The organism is Kamptonema formosum PCC 6407, from assembly GCF_000332155.1.
GTDB lineage: Bacteria > Cyanobacteriota > Cyanobacteriia > Cyanobacteriales > Microcoleaceae > Kamptonema > Kamptonema formosum.
In genome coordinates this window covers 444,387-464,040 of sequence record NZ_KB235904.1, presented here as the reverse complement: position 1 = coordinate 464,040, position 19,654 = coordinate 444,387, and the positions used below count along the sequence as shown (strand labels likewise).

The window sequence follows — 19,654 nt, the reverse complement described above, 5'->3', positions numbered from 1 at the left end:
CCAATGATAGTGAGAATAATGAATGTAAGGAGCCGTTTCTATGCGTAAGTTAAACATCGGTCTATCTGAAGAGCAGCGTGGTGGCGTGGTTGAATTATTGAATCACGATCTTGCAGATGCTTATCTACTCTTAATCAAAACCAAAAAGTATCACTGGGATGTCGTCGGCCCTCAATTTCGTTCGCTACACCAGTTGTGGGAAGAACACTACCAAGCATTAACTATCAATATTGACGCACTAGCGGAACGAGTGAGAACTTTAGGCGGTTATCCAATTGGTACTGCTGAAGGATTTCTGAAATATGCCTCGGTTAAAGAACATATTGGCGATTTGCCTTTAGCAACAGAAATGGTGGCGCGTTTAGTGGACGATCACGAGTTAGTTATCCGCAATCTTCGCAAGCATATTGATAGTTGCTCAGAAGAATTTAAGGATCAAGGAACTGCTGATTTCTTGACTGGTTTGATGGAACAGCACGAACAAATGGCCTGGATGCTACGTTCTTTTATAGAAGGAGAATCCCTCTCAGCGGATGGTCAGCAACCAAAAGCTCAAACTGCTACTGCTTCTCACGCCTAGAAATGGCGGGATCATTTCTTAGGGAATGAAGAAAATTAAATAATTGACTCTCATGTATGTAGTTGCGCTATCTTCACTAAAGCGCAACTACATATTATTATATGCAGTAATTATTTGATTTTCATTCCTATCTCTCTAGCAATCTATTTTTTAGTGCTTCTCAACAGAACGATAAAATGCACTAAAACTAGCAGAAACCACATTATCGAAGCTGATAGGGGCAAGCCAGGAAAGACCGGCAGGTTTTCTGTATGGGGTTGGCTCGTTTGCAGTTGATATTCAATTATTCTTTGCGGTTCTTGTTCTAAAGCCGTGTCGAAGTTTGACATAGCTTCGCTGAGTAAACGTGCTTGATTTCTTTGAGAGTCGTTCATGGCTCAAAACCTTTGTATGAATTAGCTTTGAGACAACTCTAGTTTTTGGTATAGGGTTGTCACCAGCCCAGATTGGAAAGATAATTAAGTTTCTGTTCTGTCCTTCACAATTAAAGCTAGAGTTAGGTAAGCTAGGGATATAAGTCAGGGCATAGTAGTACCCTCTCTGTACCTCCTGCTCAAGCAGCTATGAATCAACCGCGCAAATCTCGCAGCATCAAGCCAACTACAGAAGGCATCATTAAACTTAAACAAGCTCAAAATGATCCAGGTGATGATCGGGGCAGGTTGACTTATGAGAAGATTGCTGAGAATACTGGGATAAATGCCAAGACAATAGGGCGATTTTTTCAGGGTGAAAAGATTGATCGGGCTTATGCTCAAGTCATCTGCAACGCCTTAAATTTAAACATCAACGAAATCGTCGATCCGAAGGAGTGTAACCCACCAGACCCCGATAAACTTGAAATTAACTGGTCGCAAATCTGCCGCGACATCCTCACCGAACAGCAAAAAAAACAGCGACTCCGCCGCCAAGCAACGGAATTAGGATGTGAATTAAATGTCTATGTGCCACTAGGGTTATTGGAGCGCAAGCAACAGCAGCGACGCGATGAATCTGTGCCAAAAGATGATGTATATCAACTTAATCCGCAAGTTATTGTTAAAGAATATGAGAATCAGCAGTTTCTCACAGAGGTGATTCAAGGGGGAAATGACCAACGCCTTGCCATTATTGGTGAACCGGGTGCGGGTAAAACTACGCTGCTCGATAAGATTGCGAGTTGGATTGACAAGCATAATTTGGGGTTGCCGATTTGCATTCCCTTGGGTGGTTTGCAAGGTGAAACTTTAGCCGGGTATCTGTTGAAAATTTGGCTGAAACAAGCTGGCAAAATCGAAGCCACACAGGAGAATTTAGCCGCCTCCCTTGAGCAACAATTTCGGTCAGGTAAAGTCTGGTTGCTGTTAGATGCAGTGGATGAAATGGCGGCTGCTTCTCCCGCTGAGGCGTTAGCAAAAATTCGGGATGAACTTGTCGGATGGGTGGCTGAGGCGCGGGTGGTTTTGACTTGTCGCCTGAATGTTTGGGATGCTAGTGTTAATAATCCGCTACCTGGATTTAAAACCTATCGCACGTTGGAGTTTAAGCCTGAGAAAGTTGATAAGTTTATTAGGGATTGGTTTACAGAAGCGCACAAGAAATACCCATCTGATAACTGTTTGAGCAAAGGAAAAAAATTACTGAATAAATTAAAAGAATCCAACCGCACTAACATTTATAAATTAGTTAGAAATCCCCTGCGATTAGCGTTGTTGTGCCAGACGTTTTATTTAAGTCCTGATGAAGAGTTGCCGGAAACTCAGGCGATGCTCTACGAGCGGTTTATTCGCTACTTTTATGAGTGGAAACAAGAGAAACACTCGACAACAAGGGCACAGCGACAGCAGTTAAATCAAGTGCTGGGAGAATTGGCAAAGGCAGGAATTGAAAGTGAGAGCCGGTTTCGGTTAAGGGAAAGTTGGGCAATTCAGCTTATGGGGGAGTCTCAGTTTAAGTTAGCTGAGGAGTTAGGGTGGCTGAATTTGGTTGATAGAGATGCGAAAACGGATGAAGCGGTTTATGCCTTTTTTCATCCCACGTTTCAGGAGTATTTTGCGGCGAAGGCTATTGAGGATTGGCACTTTTTCTTGCATCATGTACCGGATAATCCGAAGTTGGGGAGTTATCGGATTTTTGAGCGGCGGTGGAAAGAGGTGATGTTGTTGTGGGTGGGGCGGAATGATGTTTTATTTGAGCAGAAGGAAGGGTTTATTAAGGCGTTGTTAGAGTTTGATGATGGATTTGAGGGTAAATTTTATTGGTATCGAGCTTATTTTCTAGCTGCTGCTGCAATTACTGAATTTAGGAACAGTAGCTTTGCTGATGAGATTGTACAGCAGATTATAGAATGGAGTTTTGGTTATCTCTATGAAAAATTAGGCTTGTATCAATTTCATTCTAGTATTATAGAGGGAGCTAGGGAAGCACTAACGGAAGCAGACTACCATAAAGCGGTGAAATTTATATTGCCATTACTAGATAGAAGTAAGTATCGGCATATCCGACATGAAGCGATCAAAACTTTAGGAGTAATCGGCACTGGTAATTGTGATGCAATTCAGGCATTGGATTGCATAATAGATGATGTCTCTGAAAATAACTGTTGTGTAGAAATAGCTTCTTGTAGTCTGGGTAAAATTACCACAGGAAATCTCAGATTAAAAGCCATTCAAAAAATCATGGATTTGATGAATATAGATCCTACTGGAACTGCCATTGATTATCTTAGTCAACTTGTTTTTGAGAGTTTAGATATTAATTTTGATGGCATAAATTTTATCGTAGAAAATATGGCTCAACATATAGAAAAAATTGATAGGCTATGTTCTTCTTTTCTTACTAACTGGTTAATCGCTAAGGCTTTTTTAAAGATAGCCCCAACTGACCACCCACAATACCCGTATGCTACTGACATTCAAAAAAGAACCGAGGCAGTGATTAATCAACTTAAAGATGGGGTAATAGATCTGCTTCCAAACGATCTTAACATCCTTGGCTTAGGCGATATAACAGAAAAAGATTTAGACTTGCAAATTATTAAAATATTATCTCATTTAAACTTAGTTTTACGTACAAACCAAGACAATAAAATTCAAGAGGTAGCTCGTGATTGCTTAGAATCAATATTATTAGGTCAACAAGTCTCAAATCAAACTATTTTTTTACCTTTAGTAATTCAAGGCTTAAAAGATTGCCCAGATTCTCGTATCCGCGAAAACTACAAAGTCGTCTGGCTTTGTGCCCAAAACTTACCTTACCTCACCTTCTATGAAGCATGGCATAATTCTTCCACCACCCTAACCAAATGACCCTCTACTGGCAAACTTTCCCTCAAACAGGAACCGAAAACGCGACAGCATTTAGCAATACCTTCCTCAAGGCTTTAAGTAAATTTGATGGCTTCATTTGTGCAGTGTGCGACGCAGCCGAAATTTCCTTACCCACCTTTTCACCTTCGCAGCCAAATTTAATCGCCAATATGGTAGGATGGATGAGGGAAAAGATGATGGAATCCTAGCACCAATTAAATCAATTCAGTTTCTATCTTGCTGAAGAGATTTCCCCTCTCAAAAAAGCCATAGCGATGATGAAACTGTAACAGTGGAAAAATTGGGTTTAAAATTTGTTTAAGTCCCCTTATTACCAACTAAAATTATGGGTACATCTGTTGCGGAAAAATTACACAAAATTGGCGAAGTCGCGGCCATTAGCGGCATATCTGTAAAAACTATTCGCTATTATGAAGAGATTGGTCTGTTAGCACCTACTGTCGAGCGTTCGGAATCACGTTATCGCCTGTTTGGGGAAGGGGTGCTGAATCGACTGACTTTCATCAAGCGATCGCAATCAATAGTCCGGACAGTTTTTAAGCAGCCAGAGTACCATAAGACAAGACTGAGGGGAGGTTAGGATGATTTAAAATCAAGTCCTTGTCTAAATCTAACTTGCTAATAAATGTATAAAGTAGATGCCGATTGAATTCCAGGCGTTTATAGGAGGCCATTGAAAACACGAATGGATGGGCAGACAAGTGGCGATTAGAGGCTTCATATTTGGCTAAATTTAAGGCCGCTAGGCTGGCATTAAAATGAAAATCAAGCCGTTGGCTATTCACAGATTGACAATCGGACAAACCAGTAAATTGTTTGGCATCCCGAAAAATGAATTCAATTTGAAAACGAGCTTGATAATACTCAAGTATTTGCTCAGCCTTGAGATTGATATCGGTACTAAACAATAAAACATTTTTGGTTTTACCGTTAGCTTGAAGCTCAGATATACAAGCCAAACGGATTTTGCATTTTAAGCAACAACTCCATACTAATAATGAATAAAGCTTAACTCCTGGCTTAATTTCTTTGACGAAAGTTAGATTTTTCAAATTATTGCAGTCAACTTTACCATCATATTTACGAGGAGCGCCGAATTTATTCCTTGCTCCGGTATAGAGGTAATTCAGGTTGGCATCAACCCTTAATCTACTAATCAAATTGAGATCTGACTCCCGAACAGCATCCCAAAATTTAGCGCGGTAATAATAGCCATCAGCCACCAAATAACGTACAGATTCTGGCAACAAAGAACGAGTATTTTTTAAATGCTTTGCATAGTCGTCAACTCTTGTTATATCAGGTGTTAAGGTTTCAGATACCTGTTTTTTACTCCGTTTTTTTAAGTTTCTTTTCCGAGTAAAAATTAGGGAGTTTTTCGGTGGTTCTGTGGTCGGACGCGAAAGAGTTTGTTGCACGCTTAAACTATAGGAAATATGAGTTTCAATTTCGACAACAGAAATCACAGAAATTTCTAATCCTTGTTCAGCTTTTCCCGCAATACCATTATAAAAATAACCTTTTCCCTCAGTATGTTTACCACTTTTTCTCAAAAAAGAACAATCAATAACGGCAATAATTGTGCGTTCAGGATTCAAGGCTTTTTTAATAAAATATTTAGAGAATTGCTCCCAGGCAAACTTTTTTAAAAAATGCCGCCGATAAGTTTTTTCAGTGGCAGGACTATAGCGGCCCAGATTGGTGAAGTTCACTTTGCCATAAACCAGCACGATTGTGGAAAGTAAAGTCATTATAAACTTTTTTTGGGCTTGACTCACCCCGGACATTTGTTGTAAGATGGATTCAATAATGTTCATAAGGCAGTCTGTTAAGCTCAGTTTTTTTAAGCTTAACCTAAAGAGTGTCTTTTTTTCTGCCTTTGAGATTCAAATTTTACTTACTTTTTTGTGGACGGGCGATCGCGTCTCTACTCCAAAACTGTCCGGAGTATTGGCAATCTCTAGGCTTAAGTCTCAGCGAAATTAAAGATATTTTAGACATTCGCGATCGCGGTCAGCTACCCTGTGGGGAAGTGAAGCGGCATTTAGAAACCAAGGTAGAGGCGATCGCTCAACAAATTGAGGCCCTAGAAGCTTTGAAAGCGGAGTTACAAGGAATCCTTCATAACTGGCAAGAGCGACCCTCTGCTGAGCGCGTTAGCCGCACTATTTGCCCGAATATTCAACTGGAACGATAAAAAATAAAGGAAGAGAACCGATGTTCTCTTCCCTTGATTGTTTTGATTGTTTTGTGCTTTTAGCTGTTTTCGCAGAGTTTGATTTTGCTTTTTGAGCTGTCGAGCTCTCGCCGATCCGCCTCTACCTTTGGAGTTCCTGCCCTCGTTACGGGGAGACTCCCAACTTTTTAGTCTCATAGTTTGTCCTTTTTAAGCTAAGCTGTATCGCTTTTTTTATTATATACAGCACTCTTGGAAAAGATCAAGAGTTTTTGAAATTTTGTTACCCAGACGAGACAGACTCAACAGCAAACGGTCTACTCTCTACCTTCTACTTATTCTGTAATACCAACTCCGGGTTTACAACCCCCCCTTATTGTCATTGTGAGCGAAGCGAAGCAATCGCAGAGACTAGGCGATTGCTTCGCTCGCAATGACGACAGAATTACTAAGCAATGACGACAATGCTTAAAAACTTACACCAAATCGGCTAATTTACAGATTTGTTTTAACTTATTAATATTAACAGTTAGATTTGAGAAATGTGGTGCTGTAGGATTATTAGGAATTTCTTCCCCAATGATATAAAAATAATTAGCCTGAGCATAACTGGCTAGAGCATAAAAGAAACCATCTAAATAACCGAAAGGAAAAATTTCAATAACTGTGATATTTTCCCGGATAAACATTAAATTTGTTAAAGCCGAACCACAGACAGAGATGATAACATCTGCATTGTAATATATTTCAGCTTGCTCCTGTATTGTTCTCCCCTGCATTGTCAATGATTCAAAGCCGATACTTTCTAAGTATTCTACAACTTCATTGTCATTGATTACCTCGCGATGGTCTACCTTACCGCGTTTTATATATAAACGTTTTGGATATTTACTACTTGAATAATTTTCTTCAGGTACAAATAGGCTTCTAGCCAATCTGTAGCCAAAAATAGTTGGGTATTTATGACCGTTGTTTTGTATCTTTCTGTCAATCACACAAGTAATTGCTCTATCAGGTTTACAGGGAAAAGTAACTACTTGTTCTTCTTTTATGCCAAGTGCAACAAGGGTTTCTCTTTGGAAATTTGCTAGGGAATCACCTATATAGTAATAATCAATTTCTTGTTTATCGATATATTTCCAATAGATTTCTAGCATCGGCAAAGTATAGAAAAACCAATGCCCATAATTCTGAGGCATTGTATTTGATAAGTAGGCAACTGTCCCAGATAGTTTTTGATAGTTTAGGGGCAGTTCCTCTCTGTATATTGGCAGTTGTTCAAATTCAATATCTTTCTCATATATCACCTTTAGCTCTGGAGTGATAATGTGATTGTTGGCAAAAGAAAAGCCTTCTTTTCTGGCATCTATCATTACCGATTCAACTTCATTTTTAAAAGGAGTAATGATTTCTAAAAAATCACCTTCTAAAAATTTTGCGGGTTGAATAGGTATATCTTCATGACTGACTAATTTATGAATTTTGATATCTCGGTCTTTACCAAAATATCGATCGGCATTATCAATACTGAGTTGAATAACTCCTCTGGCGTAAGGTTTTAAGAGGATATAAATCTTAATCAGATACTTAAGCTTATTGTATATTTTTGCAGCGAAATCTCGAAGATAACTTTTCTGAAAGTTGCTAGTGAGTGAATTTGGCATAAGTTTTCACCTACGAAAGCGGTTACTATAACTGTTAATCGTTAACTAAACTTTGATGTTAGGTTACGCTACGCTCCACCCAACCTACTAGCCAGACATATAACAACTGCCAAGACTATTAGGAAATTATAATCGATCGCAACGTTCGGCTGAGCGATCGCGCCGAGCCCCTTACTTTTATTCTCCTCCCCTTCTTCCCTAAGCAACGGAGCATCGGAGCAACGGAGCATCGGAGCATCGGAGCCCCTATATTCTCTTCCCCTTCTTCCCTAGCCCCTAGCCCCTAGCCCCTAGCCCCTTCTTCACCTAGCCCCTAAAGGCAGAAAGCGGTTGCAGATTAAGATTTTTTAGTGGGCGGGGAGAGAATCGAACTCTCATACCTTTCGGTGCCACATTTTGAGTGTGGTGCGTCTACCAGTTTCGCCACCCGCCCTTGGGATTGACTTTTTCATTATACACAGAAGATCGATTTTGCACAAGACCTTGATAATCTTGAGTGCTGCCCCAGCGATCGATCTCTCGCGCCCTTAAAACAGGCACAGGATGGGTCAAGTTAGCCGTCTGAGCTTGCTTGAGCAAATCCCCCAACTGAGTGTTACTGATGTCATCGTAGGCACGAGCTTGAGCCAAAAACGCATCCACATTTAGGGAAGGAGCCAAACTCGGCGAACCTCCAGCCAACTTCATCAATAGTGATACTACCACCTTTGGGTCTTGAGTAGCAAGTAAAGCCGCGCGATCGCACGTAAATTCTGCACAACGCAACCACTCCAAAATCTGAGCCTGCAACCCCTGCACGATCAAAGCACCAATTGGCGAAACCTGACCTGCTGCCAATACGATCAAATTAGCCAAAGTCAAGTAAACCCCATGTTCGCACTTCAGATGACCCAATTCATGGGCAATCACCGCCTGAACTTCCTCCAGAGTCAGCAAATCGATCAGAGAAGTATGCAGAACCACAAAAGGCTGTCTCCCCCGCATCGCAAAAGTATAAGCATTAGGCACTGGATTCTGGCGCACGTATAACTGCGGGGGTTCCAAATCCAGAGTTTTGCAAGCATCCAAAAGCAATTGGTGCAAATGGGGCAACTGATTCTCCCCCACTAAAACCCCAGAAGCCAAATTCTCCAGCAGAAAAAACTGCTCGCCAAGGGGCCCCAAGAGTTGCCGCACTATCAAATCCAAACCAGGGAGTTGCTTGAGAGCATTAGTCGCTTCCAAATCCAACGGATGCCGGAATTGGTCTGCTTTCAAGCCGATTAGCGGTGTATGTGAGAAACCCATATTGCTATTTAAAGATCCAAGACAGTTAACAGTTAACGGTTAAGTGTTAACCGTTAACAATTAACAGTTTAGTAGTTTAATCCCGATTGCACAGGATTGGGTGGGACAGGAGCACTGGCTGCCTCTCCGCCCTCATCTACGCGGTGCAATTGAGCTCCGAGTTTTTGCAATTTTACCTCTAGCTGCTCGTAGCCGCGATCGAGATGCTGCAAGCCGCGAATAGAAGTTGTGCCTTGTGCGGCAAGACCCGCAAGCACTAAAGCTGCTGAAGCTCGTAAATCAGTAGCCACTACAGGAGCACCAGATAACATCGGCACACCTCTAACAATGGCGACATTGCCTTTAACTCGAATATCAGCACCCATGCGATTTAACTCAGCTACGTGGCGCAAGCGGTTCTCGAACACCGTTTCTTTAATCATGCTATCCCCTTCGCTCAGAGTCAGCAAAGCCATAAACTGAGCCTGCATATCCGTCGGAAAACCTGGATAGGGTAGAGTTTCAATATCTGTAGCTAGATGAGCGACACCAGGAATTATCCGCAGACAGTCAGGTGCTTCAGTAATAATCTTGGCTCCCATTGTCTGCAATTTGGAAATTACCGCAGTCATCTGATCGGGTATGACTGGGGATAAACTTATTTCCGAGTGAGTAATTGCCCCTGCGACTAAAAATGTCCCTGCCTCAATGCGATCGGGAATAATTGAATAGTCTACGGAATGCAGGCTGGGTACGCCTGAAATCACGATGGTATTGCTACCAGCACCTTGAATTTTGGCTCCCATCGCGCGGCAGAAATTAGCCAAATCCGTGACTTCTGGTTCTTGAGCGGCATTTTCAATGATTGTTTCCCCATCAGCGAGGGTAGCCGCCATCATCAAGGTCTCAGTCGCTCCCACACTGGGGTAGTCGAGGTAAATTTTTCCTCCTTTTAAGCGGCGGTTGGTTCCGGGGACGTAGGCGTGAACCATTCCATGTTCGATGTGGACTTCTGCACCGAGAGCTTGGAGGCCCCGGACGTGGAGTTCTACGGGTCTGGCACCGATCGCGCATCCACCTGGCAAAGGCACTCTGGCAACCCCTAGACGAGCCAATAGGGGGCCAATGATGAAGAAACTAGCTCGGAGTTGGCTGACTAACTCGTAGGGGGCTTGGTATTCTCCTAGATAGCTGGCGTTGATGTCCATAATATCGCCGTGCCGCTCTAGCTTCACTCCCACTGCGGATAGGATTTGGCTCATGCGAGCTACGTCAACTAGAGAGGGAACGTTGCGGATGCGGCAATCTGCGGGACAGAGCAAGGCACCGGCCATCGCTACTAGAGCTGAGTTTTTGGCTCCGCTAATTTTGACGTGCCCGTGCAGAGGAGCTCGACCTCTAATTTGCAGTACGGCACTGTCGGTTTCGGATGATGTTGAGAGATTTGATGTGTTCAGAGCGCGTGTAATAGGTCTATCCTCCTGAATTGGTCGGTTCATTTAGATTATTTAATTTTGGTTTCGATTTTACCGGAAAGATTTCAAATGTCTAGGGGGTAAGCCACAAGGAGTAATTAAAAATTAAAAATTGAAAATTAAAAATTAAAAGTTTAAGAGTTGGGTTTTTACTAGAGGATAAAGGCTTTCAGTCGGAGGGACTTGGGTTTGTTGTCCGCGATCGCTGTTGATAAAATCATAATTTTAAATTTTAAAGTTTTAACTTTTTTTGCCGCGATCGCCTCAATGGGCGCTTGGGGACTTTTTTTATTCTGTGGAATAGCAACCGCTTTCAGCGGTTAGGGGCTAGGGGCTAGGGGCTAGGGGAAGAAAGGGAAGAAAGGGAAGAAGGGAATAGAATCTGAATTGCTTAGGTAATGTGCTTTGTTGTTGCTTCTAAATTAGACTACGTGAGGGCGATCGTGAGAGCAGGGGGTGTTGGTTTTTTAATAAAAATATAGAAAGTTTCTTAGGGACTACGAGGTGAAATAGTCTGGTATTTATGATTTAATTAGGTAAGTAAATCCACCTAATTAAACATAAGATCGGGATGGCTAAAAAGCTGACTGTATAAACATTCTTCCTTCTCTCCTAGATAACTAAATTTTTCTTCCTTCTCTCCTAGATAACTAAATTTTTCTTCCTTCTTCCCTCTTCCCTCTTCCTTCTTCCTTCTACTTATCACTTCTAGAAATCATTCTTTGGAGAGATGCTAACTACACTGACAATCAAGTATACAAAGTTCTACCAAAGTAAATAGGCTGTGAGAACGAGGGAAGATAGGAGAGTTTGGACTTTTGAGATTGCTTGGTTGCACTCGCAACGCTAAACCCTGCCGGTATGATACGCCAACGCGGTTTTGAGGCGAGAAGAGTAGAAAACTTTCCCCGCTAAAGAGGCTAAATATGCTGAAGCTAAAAATAGACTCCCGATCGCGGCCCTACGGCGTTGCTGTCTTCACGGTGGCTGTGTCATTTATGCTGACACTAGCTCTGAAGCCGCTGTTGCAAGGGAGCATTTTCGGTGTATTTTTCGGTGCTGTGGCAGTAAGTGCCTGGTATGGAGGTCTGGGGCCGGGACTGCTAGCGTCGCTTCTGTCCGCAATACTTAGCGTTTATTTCTTTTTACCGCCAGCTTTTTCCCTCACCCTTAGCGGTTTAGCTGCCATTGTCCGGCTGAGTATGTTCTTGGTGGTGACGATGACGATCGCTTCCTTGACTGCGGAACTGCAAACAGCTAAAAAGCGGGTAGAAGTGATGCTCTCAAAGCTCAAGCTGAGCGAAGAACGCTACCGTCACCTACTTGACACTGCCAGTGAAGGTATCTTGACAATTGACACTTTGGGACGCACAGATTATGTTAACCAGCGGATGGCAGAAATGCTGAGCTATAGCAGGGAAGAAATACTCGGCCAATACGTTTTTGAGTTCGCTGATGAGGTAGCAAGAGGGCAAATTGTGGAGCATTTGGAGCGAGTTAAGCAGGGAAAGAGCGATCGCGCACATTTGCGGTTTCGCCGCCGCGATGGTTGCGAACTATGGGCACTTGTCTCTAGCAGTTCCATTAAAGATGATACTGGCTCCTTCAAAGGTGCATTTGCTGCGATCGCAGACATCACAGAACTTAAGCAAACATCAGAAGCACTGCGGGAGAGCGAAGAGCGGTTTCGTCAGGTGACAGACAATATATCAGATGTCTTTTGGGTCGCCGACCTCGCAAAGCGAGAATTACTCTATGTCAGTCCCGCCTACGAAAAAATCTGGGGACGCAGTTGCGAAAGTTTACAAGCTAATTTTATCGAATCGCTCGAGAGCATTCACCCTGAAGATCGCGATCGCGTCCAAGCAAAATTTTTCCAGACAGTGCTACAGGGACAATACGACGAAGAATTCCGCATCCTGCGACCCGACGGCTCAGTGCGTTGGGTACGCGATCGCGGTTTTCCTATTAAGAATAAACAGGGAGAAACCCACCGCGCCGCTGGCGTTATCGAAGACATCACCGAGCGCAAACAAGTCGAGTCAGAACTTAAAAATCAACAAAAATGGCTCGAAGAAATGCTCAACTTTTTGCCATCTCCAATATTATTAGTCGAACCAGAAACGGCAAAAGTAACATTTGCAAATATTGCCGCTAACGTCATGGCCGGTGGAGAATTTCCCAAGAATCGACCCGCAGAAAAATATCACACTATTTATTACTGTACTGACGCATCGGGAGAGCGAATTCCTGACGATCGAATGCCAGGAGTACGGGTAGCGCGGGGGGAACACCTGGATGGGTTCGAGTTTAACTGGCATACCCCAGGAGGCATCCGCTCGATCGTTGCCTTTGGCGATACTTTGCCTGCTATGCACGGTCATCCGCCTACTTCCGCCTTATTATTTCAAGATATTACCAAGCTTAAAATCGCAGAAGTAGAAATCCGTAGATTCAACGAAAACCTGGAAGCAGCAGTAAAAGAGCGTACCCTGCAACTGCAAGCAGTTAACTCCGAACTCGAATCTTTTTGCTATTCCGTTTCCCACGATTTGCGAGCCCCCCTGCGCCACATTAGCGGTTTTGTAGAATTGCTACTCAAGCGCAACAACTCAAATTTAGATGAAACTAGCCACCGCTATCTCAATACCATAGCTCATACAGCCAAACAAGCAGGAATTCTAGTCGATGACTTACTCGCTTTTTCCCGCATGGGTCGCGCCGAAATGCACTGCATGGCTGTGAATATGGAACTTTTGATTAAAGAAGTGAAGCACGAATTTGAACCCGAAACAAATGGCAGAGATATCCAGTGGCAAATACAGCCTAATTTACCTCTAGTTAATGGTGATATTTCCATGCTACGTTTGGCATTACGGAATTTGATTGAAAATGCGTTAAAGTACACTCGGACGCAGCCTCAAACTATCATTGAAATCGGTTATGTGTCGGATTATTGTAAATTACCAAGTTCTGAGTTGACTTGGGCGGCATTAGCTGACAATCTAAAATATTATAACTTGGATAAAGAAAGCGTTGGTCTAAAATCTAAAATCCCAAATCCACAATACCAGGAGGATATGGCTATTTTCTCAATCCGTGATAACGGCGTAGGATTTGATATGCGATACGTTCACAAACTCTTTGGTGTGTTTCAAAGACTCCATAGCGAACAAGAGTTTGAGGGAACTGGCATTGGTCTAGCCAATGTCAGAAGAATCATTTATCGGCATGGCGGTGAAACCTGGGCACAAGGTACTGTAGGTGTCGGAGCGACTTTCTACTTTTCCCTACCAAGGTTACAGGGAGAGGTTGAATAATGGAAGAATTAAAGCGAATTTTGCTAGTTGAAGATAGCGGTAATGATGTTGAGTTAACACTGGTCGCCCTGGCAGAAAATCATCTTGCTAATGAGGTTATAGTAGTACGGGACGGTGAAGAAGCACTGGATTATCTTTATCAGAAGGGAATTTTTAAGCTGCGGATGGGAGGTCATCCTGTTGTAGTATTATTGGATTTGAAGTTGCCGAAAGTGGACGGTTTGGAAGTGCTAGCACAAATCAAATCTGACCCGGAATTGAAAAGAGTTCCTGTCGTGATGTTAACCTCTTCCCGCGAAGAGCAAGATGTGATTAAAAGTTATGATTTAGGAGCCAATGGTTATGTGGTAAAGCCTGTTGATTTCCGCGAGTTTGTTGATGCTATTAAAGAATTGGGGCTGTTTTGGGCGGTGGTGAATGAGCCACCTCCGGGAGCTGTACCTGCTCGCAGAAGTAATGGTTAAAGGAATAAGTTTTTTGTTGGCAAAAGAGAATAGTTATGTTAGGAATAAGAGAGTAAGCCTCTGTCCTTCTAATAATATCAATTCTCCCAATTATTGAGACAATCTGCATTGTTGAGTTAACTTCAGAAGATCGACTTCCTGCCTCCTGCCTCTAATGTTGCATAATTTTGGATAATTGGCATAAAAAGGGGTGGATAGAGATGTTAAAAACCGCTCGATGAAAGTTAATTTGTGTTTACAATCAACAACTAACCCTAGTAAAATAAAATCGTGAAAACGCTAAATATCCTGTTACTAGAAGATAGCATTCTCGATGCAGAACTAATTGAAGAATACCTCATTGAAGGCGGAATCAAGTGTTATTTAAAACGGGTGGAAACCCGACTTGATTTCATCGAGGCAATTGAAAAAGACTCTTTCGATCTAATTCTGGCAGATTATTCGTTACCTTCTTTTGATGGGATATCAGCATTAGCAATCGCACAAGCTAGATGTTCTGATGTGCCGTTTATTTTCGTTTCTGCTACCTTGGGCGAAGAACTAGCTGTGGAAACTTTGAAAAATGGCGCTACTGATTATGTCGTAAAAGAAAGGTTGGGGCGGCTCGTGCCTGCTGTAAAGCGAGCGCTGCGGGAAGCCCAAGAGCGGCGCGATCGCCTCTTAGCGGAAGCAGCAAGACAGGAAAGTGAAGAGCGATTTGAGATCATGGCGGATACAGCGCCAGTGATGATTTGGATGTCCGATACCGATAAGCTCTGCGATTATTTTAACAAGCCCTGGCTGGAATTTACGGGCAGAACTTTAGCAGAAGAAATAGGCAATGGCTGGGCCCAAGGCGTTCACCCCGACGATGTGGAGCGTTGTCTAGATACTTATACCACTGCCTTTGACGCAAGGCTTGATTTTAAGATTGAGTACCGCTTAAAGCGGTTTGACGGTGAATACCGGTGGCTTTTAGATACGGCAATTCCCCGGTTTAATGCTGACGGTACCTTTGTCGGCTACATTGGTTCTTGTATAGATATCAGCGATCGCATTCAGGCAGAATACGAACGGGCAAACGCTCTAGCCGCTACTCAAGCAACAGCAAACGCTCTAGCTGCCTCAGAAGCACGCTACCGCGCGATCGGCGAGTCAATCCCCTTCGGAGTCTGGATTTGCAATCCCAACGGCAGTATCAACTACCTCAGCGACTCATTTTTGGAGTTGATTGGAATGACTCTGGAAGAATGCCAGAAATCAGGCCTATCAGGTAAATTACCACCCGCAGATGTCGATCGCACTTGCTCAGAATGGAGAGAGTGCATTAATAGCGGTAGCGTTTGGGATTGCGAACACAAATTCTTAGGTATTGATGGCAATTACCACACCATCTTAAGTCGGGGAGTCCCCGTGCGCGACAGTTCCGGCGCGATCGCTAACTGGGTAGGAATCAATCTGGACATCACCGAGCGCAAGCAAACAGAAGCGGCGCTACAAAAGGCTAGCCAAGAAATAGTCAACATTCTCGAAAGCATTGGCGACGGTTTTGCCAGCTTCGATGGAGAGTGGCGCTACACTTACATTAACCGCAAAGGCGAAGAGATTTTAGGCAAGCAGCGATCGCAGATTTTGGGCAAAATTGTGTGGGAAGTATTTCCCGAGTTAAAAGATACACCCTACTACGAGCAAATCCTGCAAGCCAAAGCCGAGAACCTAAACTTTGAGTACGAACACCTTTTCCCACCCTTAGATAACAGGTGGTTTGCCTTGCGCTGGCATCCAACTCCAGAAGGAATGTGCGTTTATTTCCAAGATATAACAGAACGCAAGCTGACAGAAGCAGCACTGAGAGCAACTGAGGAAAAGCTGAAGAGTTTTGTAGCTGCTGCCTCTATTGGCATTGTGTTTGCTGATATTTATGGCAGTATTACTGATGCTAACGCTGAATTTTTGCGAATAGTTGGTTACAGCCGCGAACACTTGCGCCGAGGTGAATTGCGCTGGACTGAGATTACCCCGCCAGAATATCTGCCCCTAGATGAGCAAAGTATCAAGGAGGGAAAAAAGACTGGTGTTTCCCCTCCCTACGAAAAAGAATATATCCGCTCTGATGGCAGCCGCGTTCCGGTTTTAATCGGTTTTATTTTAGTAGGAGAACAGCGTGAAGAGTCAGTTGCCTTCATTCTCGATTTGACTGAACGCAAACAGTTAGAAGCCGCACTGCACCAAAGAGCGGAAGAATTACTACAAGCAAATCGGCTCAAAGATGAGTTTCTGGCAACTTTATCTCACGAATTGCGAACGCCTCTAAATGCGATGCTGGGTTGGACTCAACTACTGCGATCGCGGAAATTTGACGAAGAAAAGACAGCCCGCGCCTTAGAAACCATTGACCGCAACACTAAGTCACTGGCGGCGCTGATCGAGGATTTGCTAGATGTTTCACGGATTATTACCGGCAAATTACGCCTGAATCTGCGGTTAGTAGATTTGGTCTCGGTGGTGGAAGCAGCGATCGAAACGGTAATCCCTGCGGCGCAAGCCAAGTCAATTCAAATCATACCTTTACTGGATGAAAGAATTGAGAGGATCTCAGGCGATAGCAGCCGTTTGCAGCAAGTGATCTGGAATCTGCTCTCGAATGCGATTAAGTTTACCCCCAACGGCGGCTGCGTAACCATCGCCATCCATAGAGTTGGTAGTGAGTTAGAAGGGAATTTTTGCGCTGAAATTGAGGTGACAGATACCGGACAAGGAATTAACCCTGAATTTTTGCCTCACGTTTTCGACCGTTTCAGTCAAGCGGACAGCACTACTACGCGATCGTACAGCGGATTGGGACTGGGATTAGCAATCGTCCGTCACTTGGTGGAACTGCACGGTGGTACTGTCAAAGCTGACTCTCAAGGAAGTGGCAAAGGATCTGCATTTACAGTTAGATTGCCCCTTCCTGAGAGGAAGAAGATTGAGGGGGTAGGAGTAGAAACAGCTTCCCTACCCCTCCCCATCCCTCCCCAATCCTCAACCGATGCCCCTCTTCAAGGGTTACGGGTATTAGTTGTAGACGATGAGGTAGATTCGCGGGAGTTTGTACGTACAGTCTTAGAAGGTTCTGGGGCAGAGGTGACAACCTCTGCATCCGCACAGGAAGCACTTGAAGCGATTAAAATTTTGAAGCCAGATGTAATGTTGAGCGATATTGGGATGCCTGTAGAAGATGGGTATGCTTTAATCCGTCAAGTAAGGGCACTTTCCGATATCGCCGATATCCCGGCGGCGGCTTTGACGGCTTATGCTAGATCGGAGGATCGGGCGCGATCGCTACGGGAAGGTTTTCAGATCCACTTGCCTAAACCTCTGGATTCTAATGAATTGGTGGCAGTGGTGGTAAGTCTTGCAGGCCGTTTAAAAAGTAAGTAGAAGGAAGAAGGAAGAAGGAAGAAGGATTTAGTTATCTAGGAAAGAAGGAAGAAGGATTTAGTTATCTAGGAGAGAAGGAATAATGTTTATACAGTCAGCTTTTTAGCTATCCCGATCTTATATTATGTCCGGTTAAATACTTGTCATTTTAAATACTTGTCATTGCGAGCGAAGCGAAGCAATCGCAGAGACTAGGCGATTGCTTCGCTTCGCTCGCAATGACAGTAAGTAATTTGCTGGACATAATCTTATGTTTAATTAGGTGGATTTACTTATAATTTCTAAGACTGAACGCGATTCCCATAAGTTAAGCCGCAAATAGCCGCTAATAGCAACCAACCTATAGTATTTACTCGTAAATCAAACAATGTTACATCTACAGTATTAAAGATCGTACAAGCCGCAAAAGCGACAAGATAACTAAAGAAAATAATTCTATCTTGCTCTGCTAATATGGGAGATTGTAAGTGCATATCTCCGGTCAAATAATTTTCATTTTTTGCTAAGGGCGATTTGACTAATAACAATATCCCTTGAGCAAAAATCCAACCTACTAAACCACATAAAAACAGTGTTGCGGGTATGCCTGTTTCAGCAGTTAACATCAGAAATAAATTGTGAGGATGGCCCAGCCATCTGTGCATTTGTGCTTCATAAAGAGGTGTAAAATTTCGCAGTCCCCAACCAGTCCAAGGACGTTGCTGAGTCATATTCCAGGCAAATTCCCACTGAGTTTTTCGCAGTGTAGCTACAGGACGATTTTGATACATTTGATCGGTGAGTCTTCCCCAAATAAAATAGGGAACAATCTCCCGCAGCCATTTTCTTACTGGTTCGGGCCCAAATGCTGACCACAAAATGCCCCCAGTTGCACTAATAACAAGTGCAACTAAAGTTCGCCAACCTAGATAAAGTGCAAAAGCAAGACTTGCCAGAATAGCTAGTCCCCAAGCATTGCGGGAATTAGTTAAGATTAAAGCCGCAGCATTTCCGATTACGACGATACTTAGAAAGGGTAATTGGTAATTGGTAATTGGTAATTGGTAATTGGTGATTGGTAATTGGTAATTGGTAATTGGTGATTGGTAATTGGTAATTGGTAATTGGTGATTGGTGATTGGTAATTGGTGATTGGTAATTGTGTTTGATTCTGAATTTAGGAATGATAAATCAGTCTTCTCTTTTTCCTCTTCTTTCTTCCCTCTTCCTTCTTCCCTCTTCCTTCTTCCTTCTTCCTTCTTCTTTCTTCCTTCTTCCTTCTTCCCTCTTCCTTCTTCCTTCTTCCTTCTTCCTTCTTCAAACCATAATCCTAGACCAAGAATAAAAACAATTGTTAGATAGCAAGCCAGGATATTGGCATACATAAATACAGAAGACATTCGTCCAGGGGGATTACCTTTGATTTCCAATATCCACCCGAAAATGCCTTGTAATTGAACGGGAGTATTCCAATTGAAAAATAGCTGTCCCCACCCTAAAGTTACTACGGGAATTGAGGTAATTACTATAATCCAAGATAATCGCCTTAATTGAGCCGAAGTTTGAATTAAAGTGCTAAATACGGCAAAGAATATAAAGAAAGGGAAGAAATTTCCTAATCCTAAAAAAGCTTCTAGGCGGTTGTGGGCAAAACTAGCGGTAATAATTAGCCAAATACTGAGAAGAGCGAGTCCTTGATTGATGGGACGGCGGACAATTTGGTGAAACTTTTGTTTCCAAGTGGCCACTAAACCTAAGAAAATACCCAAGGCTCCTAAAATGGGAATTAAAGGGAAAATTAGAAGCCCTAACTGTGCATACTTCCAAGCAATTTGCAAGCGGCGTTCCGCAGTCATAATTTCAATTATACTCGCAGTGAAGTCATAAATTGTTAACTGTTAACTGTTAACTGTTAACTGTTAACTGTTAACCGTTAACCGTTAACCGTTAACTTTATCGTAAAATTAAAAATTAAAAACTGCGATCCCTCAATTTTTAATTTTTAATTTTTAACTTTTAA

14 protein-coding genes and 1 tRNA gene are annotated in these 19,654 nt (G+C 42.9%); 8 read left to right on the top strand and 7 right to left on the bottom strand.

What is annotated here, in order from left to right; all coding sequences use genetic code 11:
• The first annotated feature begins 40 nt into the window (after positions 1-40).
• Positions 41-580 carry a Dps family protein gene (locus tag OSCIL6407_RS0118975; protein ID WP_007357392.1) on the top strand — a complete coding sequence of 180 codons (540 nt, stop codon included), beginning with the start codon at positions 41-43 and terminating at the stop codon, positions 578-580.
• Between the two features lie 143 nt (positions 581-723).
• On the opposite strand, the gene OSCIL6407_RS0118970 is transcribed toward OSCIL6407_RS0118975, so the two are convergent.
• Positions 724-954: a hypothetical protein gene (locus OSCIL6407_RS0118970; RefSeq protein WP_007357393.1), complete on the bottom strand. Its 231-nt coding sequence runs from the start codon at positions 952-954 to the stop codon at positions 724-726.
• 189 nt (positions 955-1,143) lie between these two features.
• On the opposite strand from OSCIL6407_RS0118970, the gene OSCIL6407_RS0118965 reads away from it, so the two are divergent.
• The 3 genes from OSCIL6407_RS0118965 (at position 1,144) to OSCIL6407_RS32780 (ending at position 4,468) form a co-directional block, all read left to right on the top strand.
• On the top strand, positions 1,144-3,867 hold the full coding sequence (locus OSCIL6407_RS0118965; protein WP_007357394.1) for an NACHT domain-containing protein: 2,724 nt from the start codon (positions 1,144-1,146) through the stop codon (positions 3,865-3,867).
• The gene (locus OSCIL6407_RS0118960; protein WP_007357395.1) at positions 3,864-4,076 is read left to right on the top strand and encodes an NACHT C-terminal alpha/beta 1 domain-containing protein; all 213 of its coding nucleotides are present in this window, start codon (positions 3,864-3,866) and stop codon (positions 4,074-4,076) included. Before OSCIL6407_RS0118965 ends, OSCIL6407_RS0118960 begins: the two co-directional genes overlap by 4 nt.
• A 137-nt stretch (positions 4,077-4,213) precedes the next feature.
• Complete coding sequence (locus OSCIL6407_RS32780; RefSeq protein ID WP_083893669.1) at positions 4,214-4,468, top strand: MerR family DNA-binding transcriptional regulator; 255 nt, start codon at positions 4,214-4,216, stop codon at positions 4,466-4,468.
• Here OSCIL6407_RS32780 and OSCIL6407_RS32775 read toward each other — a convergent pair.
• Positions 4,425-5,705, bottom strand: coding sequence for a transposase (locus OSCIL6407_RS32775; protein WP_019487544.1), 1,281 nt, complete (start codon positions 5,703-5,705; stop codon positions 4,425-4,427). The genes OSCIL6407_RS32780 and OSCIL6407_RS32775 overlap by 44 nt on opposite strands.
• A 44-nt stretch (positions 5,706-5,749) precedes the next feature.
• Here OSCIL6407_RS32775 and OSCIL6407_RS30975 point away from each other — a divergent pair, with 44 nt between their 5' ends.
• The gene (locus OSCIL6407_RS30975) at positions 5,750-6,085 is read left to right on the top strand and encodes a MerR family DNA-binding protein (RefSeq protein ID WP_019487543.1); all 336 of its coding nucleotides are present in this window, start codon (positions 5,750-5,752) and stop codon (positions 6,083-6,085) included.
• 455 nt (positions 6,086-6,540) lie between these two features.
• Here the strand turns inward: OSCIL6407_RS30975 and OSCIL6407_RS0118945 are convergent, their stop codons facing one another.
• From OSCIL6407_RS0118945 to murA, 4 genes are all read right to left on the bottom strand, one after another.
• Entirely contained in the window at positions 6,541-7,728 is a 1,188-nt protein-coding gene (locus OSCIL6407_RS0118945) for a glycosyltransferase family 61 protein (RefSeq protein ID WP_007355037.1), read from the bottom strand.
• Between the two features lie 351 nt (positions 7,729-8,079).
• A tRNA-Leu gene (locus OSCIL6407_RS0118935) sits at positions 8,080-8,161 on the bottom strand.
• The gene (locus tag OSCIL6407_RS32765; RefSeq protein ID WP_007355035.1) at positions 8,140-9,015 is read right to left on the bottom strand and encodes a M48 family metallopeptidase; all 876 of its coding nucleotides are present in this window, start codon (positions 9,013-9,015) and stop codon (positions 8,140-8,142) included. The genes OSCIL6407_RS0118935 and OSCIL6407_RS32765 overlap by 22 nt, the downstream gene beginning before the upstream one ends.
• A 68-nt stretch (positions 9,016-9,083) precedes the next feature.
• The gene (gene murA, locus OSCIL6407_RS0118925; RefSeq protein WP_007355034.1) at positions 9,084-10,493 is read right to left on the bottom strand and encodes a UDP-N-acetylglucosamine 1-carboxyvinyltransferase; all 1,410 of its coding nucleotides are present in this window, start codon (positions 10,491-10,493) and stop codon (positions 9,084-9,086) included.
• Positions 10,494-11,395: 902 nt separating this feature from the next.
• On the opposite strand from murA, the gene OSCIL6407_RS0118910 reads away from it, so the two are divergent.
• The 3 genes from OSCIL6407_RS0118910 to OSCIL6407_RS0118900 all read left to right on the top strand — a co-directional run bounded on the left by OSCIL6407_RS0118910 (position 11,396) and on the right by OSCIL6407_RS0118900 (position 17,655).
• Positions 11,396-13,789 (top strand): PAS domain-containing sensor histidine kinase, encoded by a 2,394-nt coding sequence (locus tag OSCIL6407_RS0118910; protein ID WP_007355863.1) that lies wholly within the window; start codon positions 11,396-11,398, stop codon positions 13,787-13,789.
• A complete protein-coding gene (locus tag OSCIL6407_RS0118905) occupies positions 13,789-14,253 on the top strand; it encodes a response regulator (protein WP_007355862.1) in 465 nt (154 codons plus the stop codon). Before OSCIL6407_RS0118910 ends, OSCIL6407_RS0118905 begins: the two co-directional genes overlap by 1 nt.
• Before the next feature lie 270 nt (positions 14,254-14,523).
• Positions 14,524-17,655 (top strand): PAS domain S-box protein, encoded by a 3,132-nt coding sequence (locus OSCIL6407_RS0118900; RefSeq protein ID WP_007355861.1) that lies wholly within the window; start codon positions 14,524-14,526, stop codon positions 17,653-17,655.
• A gap of 281 nt (positions 17,656-17,936) precedes the next feature.
• Here OSCIL6407_RS0118900 and OSCIL6407_RS0118895 read toward each other — a convergent pair whose 3' ends face one another.
• On the bottom strand, positions 17,937-19,490 hold the full coding sequence (locus OSCIL6407_RS0118895; protein WP_019487539.1) for an O-antigen ligase family protein: 1,554 nt from the start codon (positions 19,488-19,490) through the stop codon (positions 17,937-17,939).
• Positions 19,491-19,654: the final 164 nt, after the last annotated feature.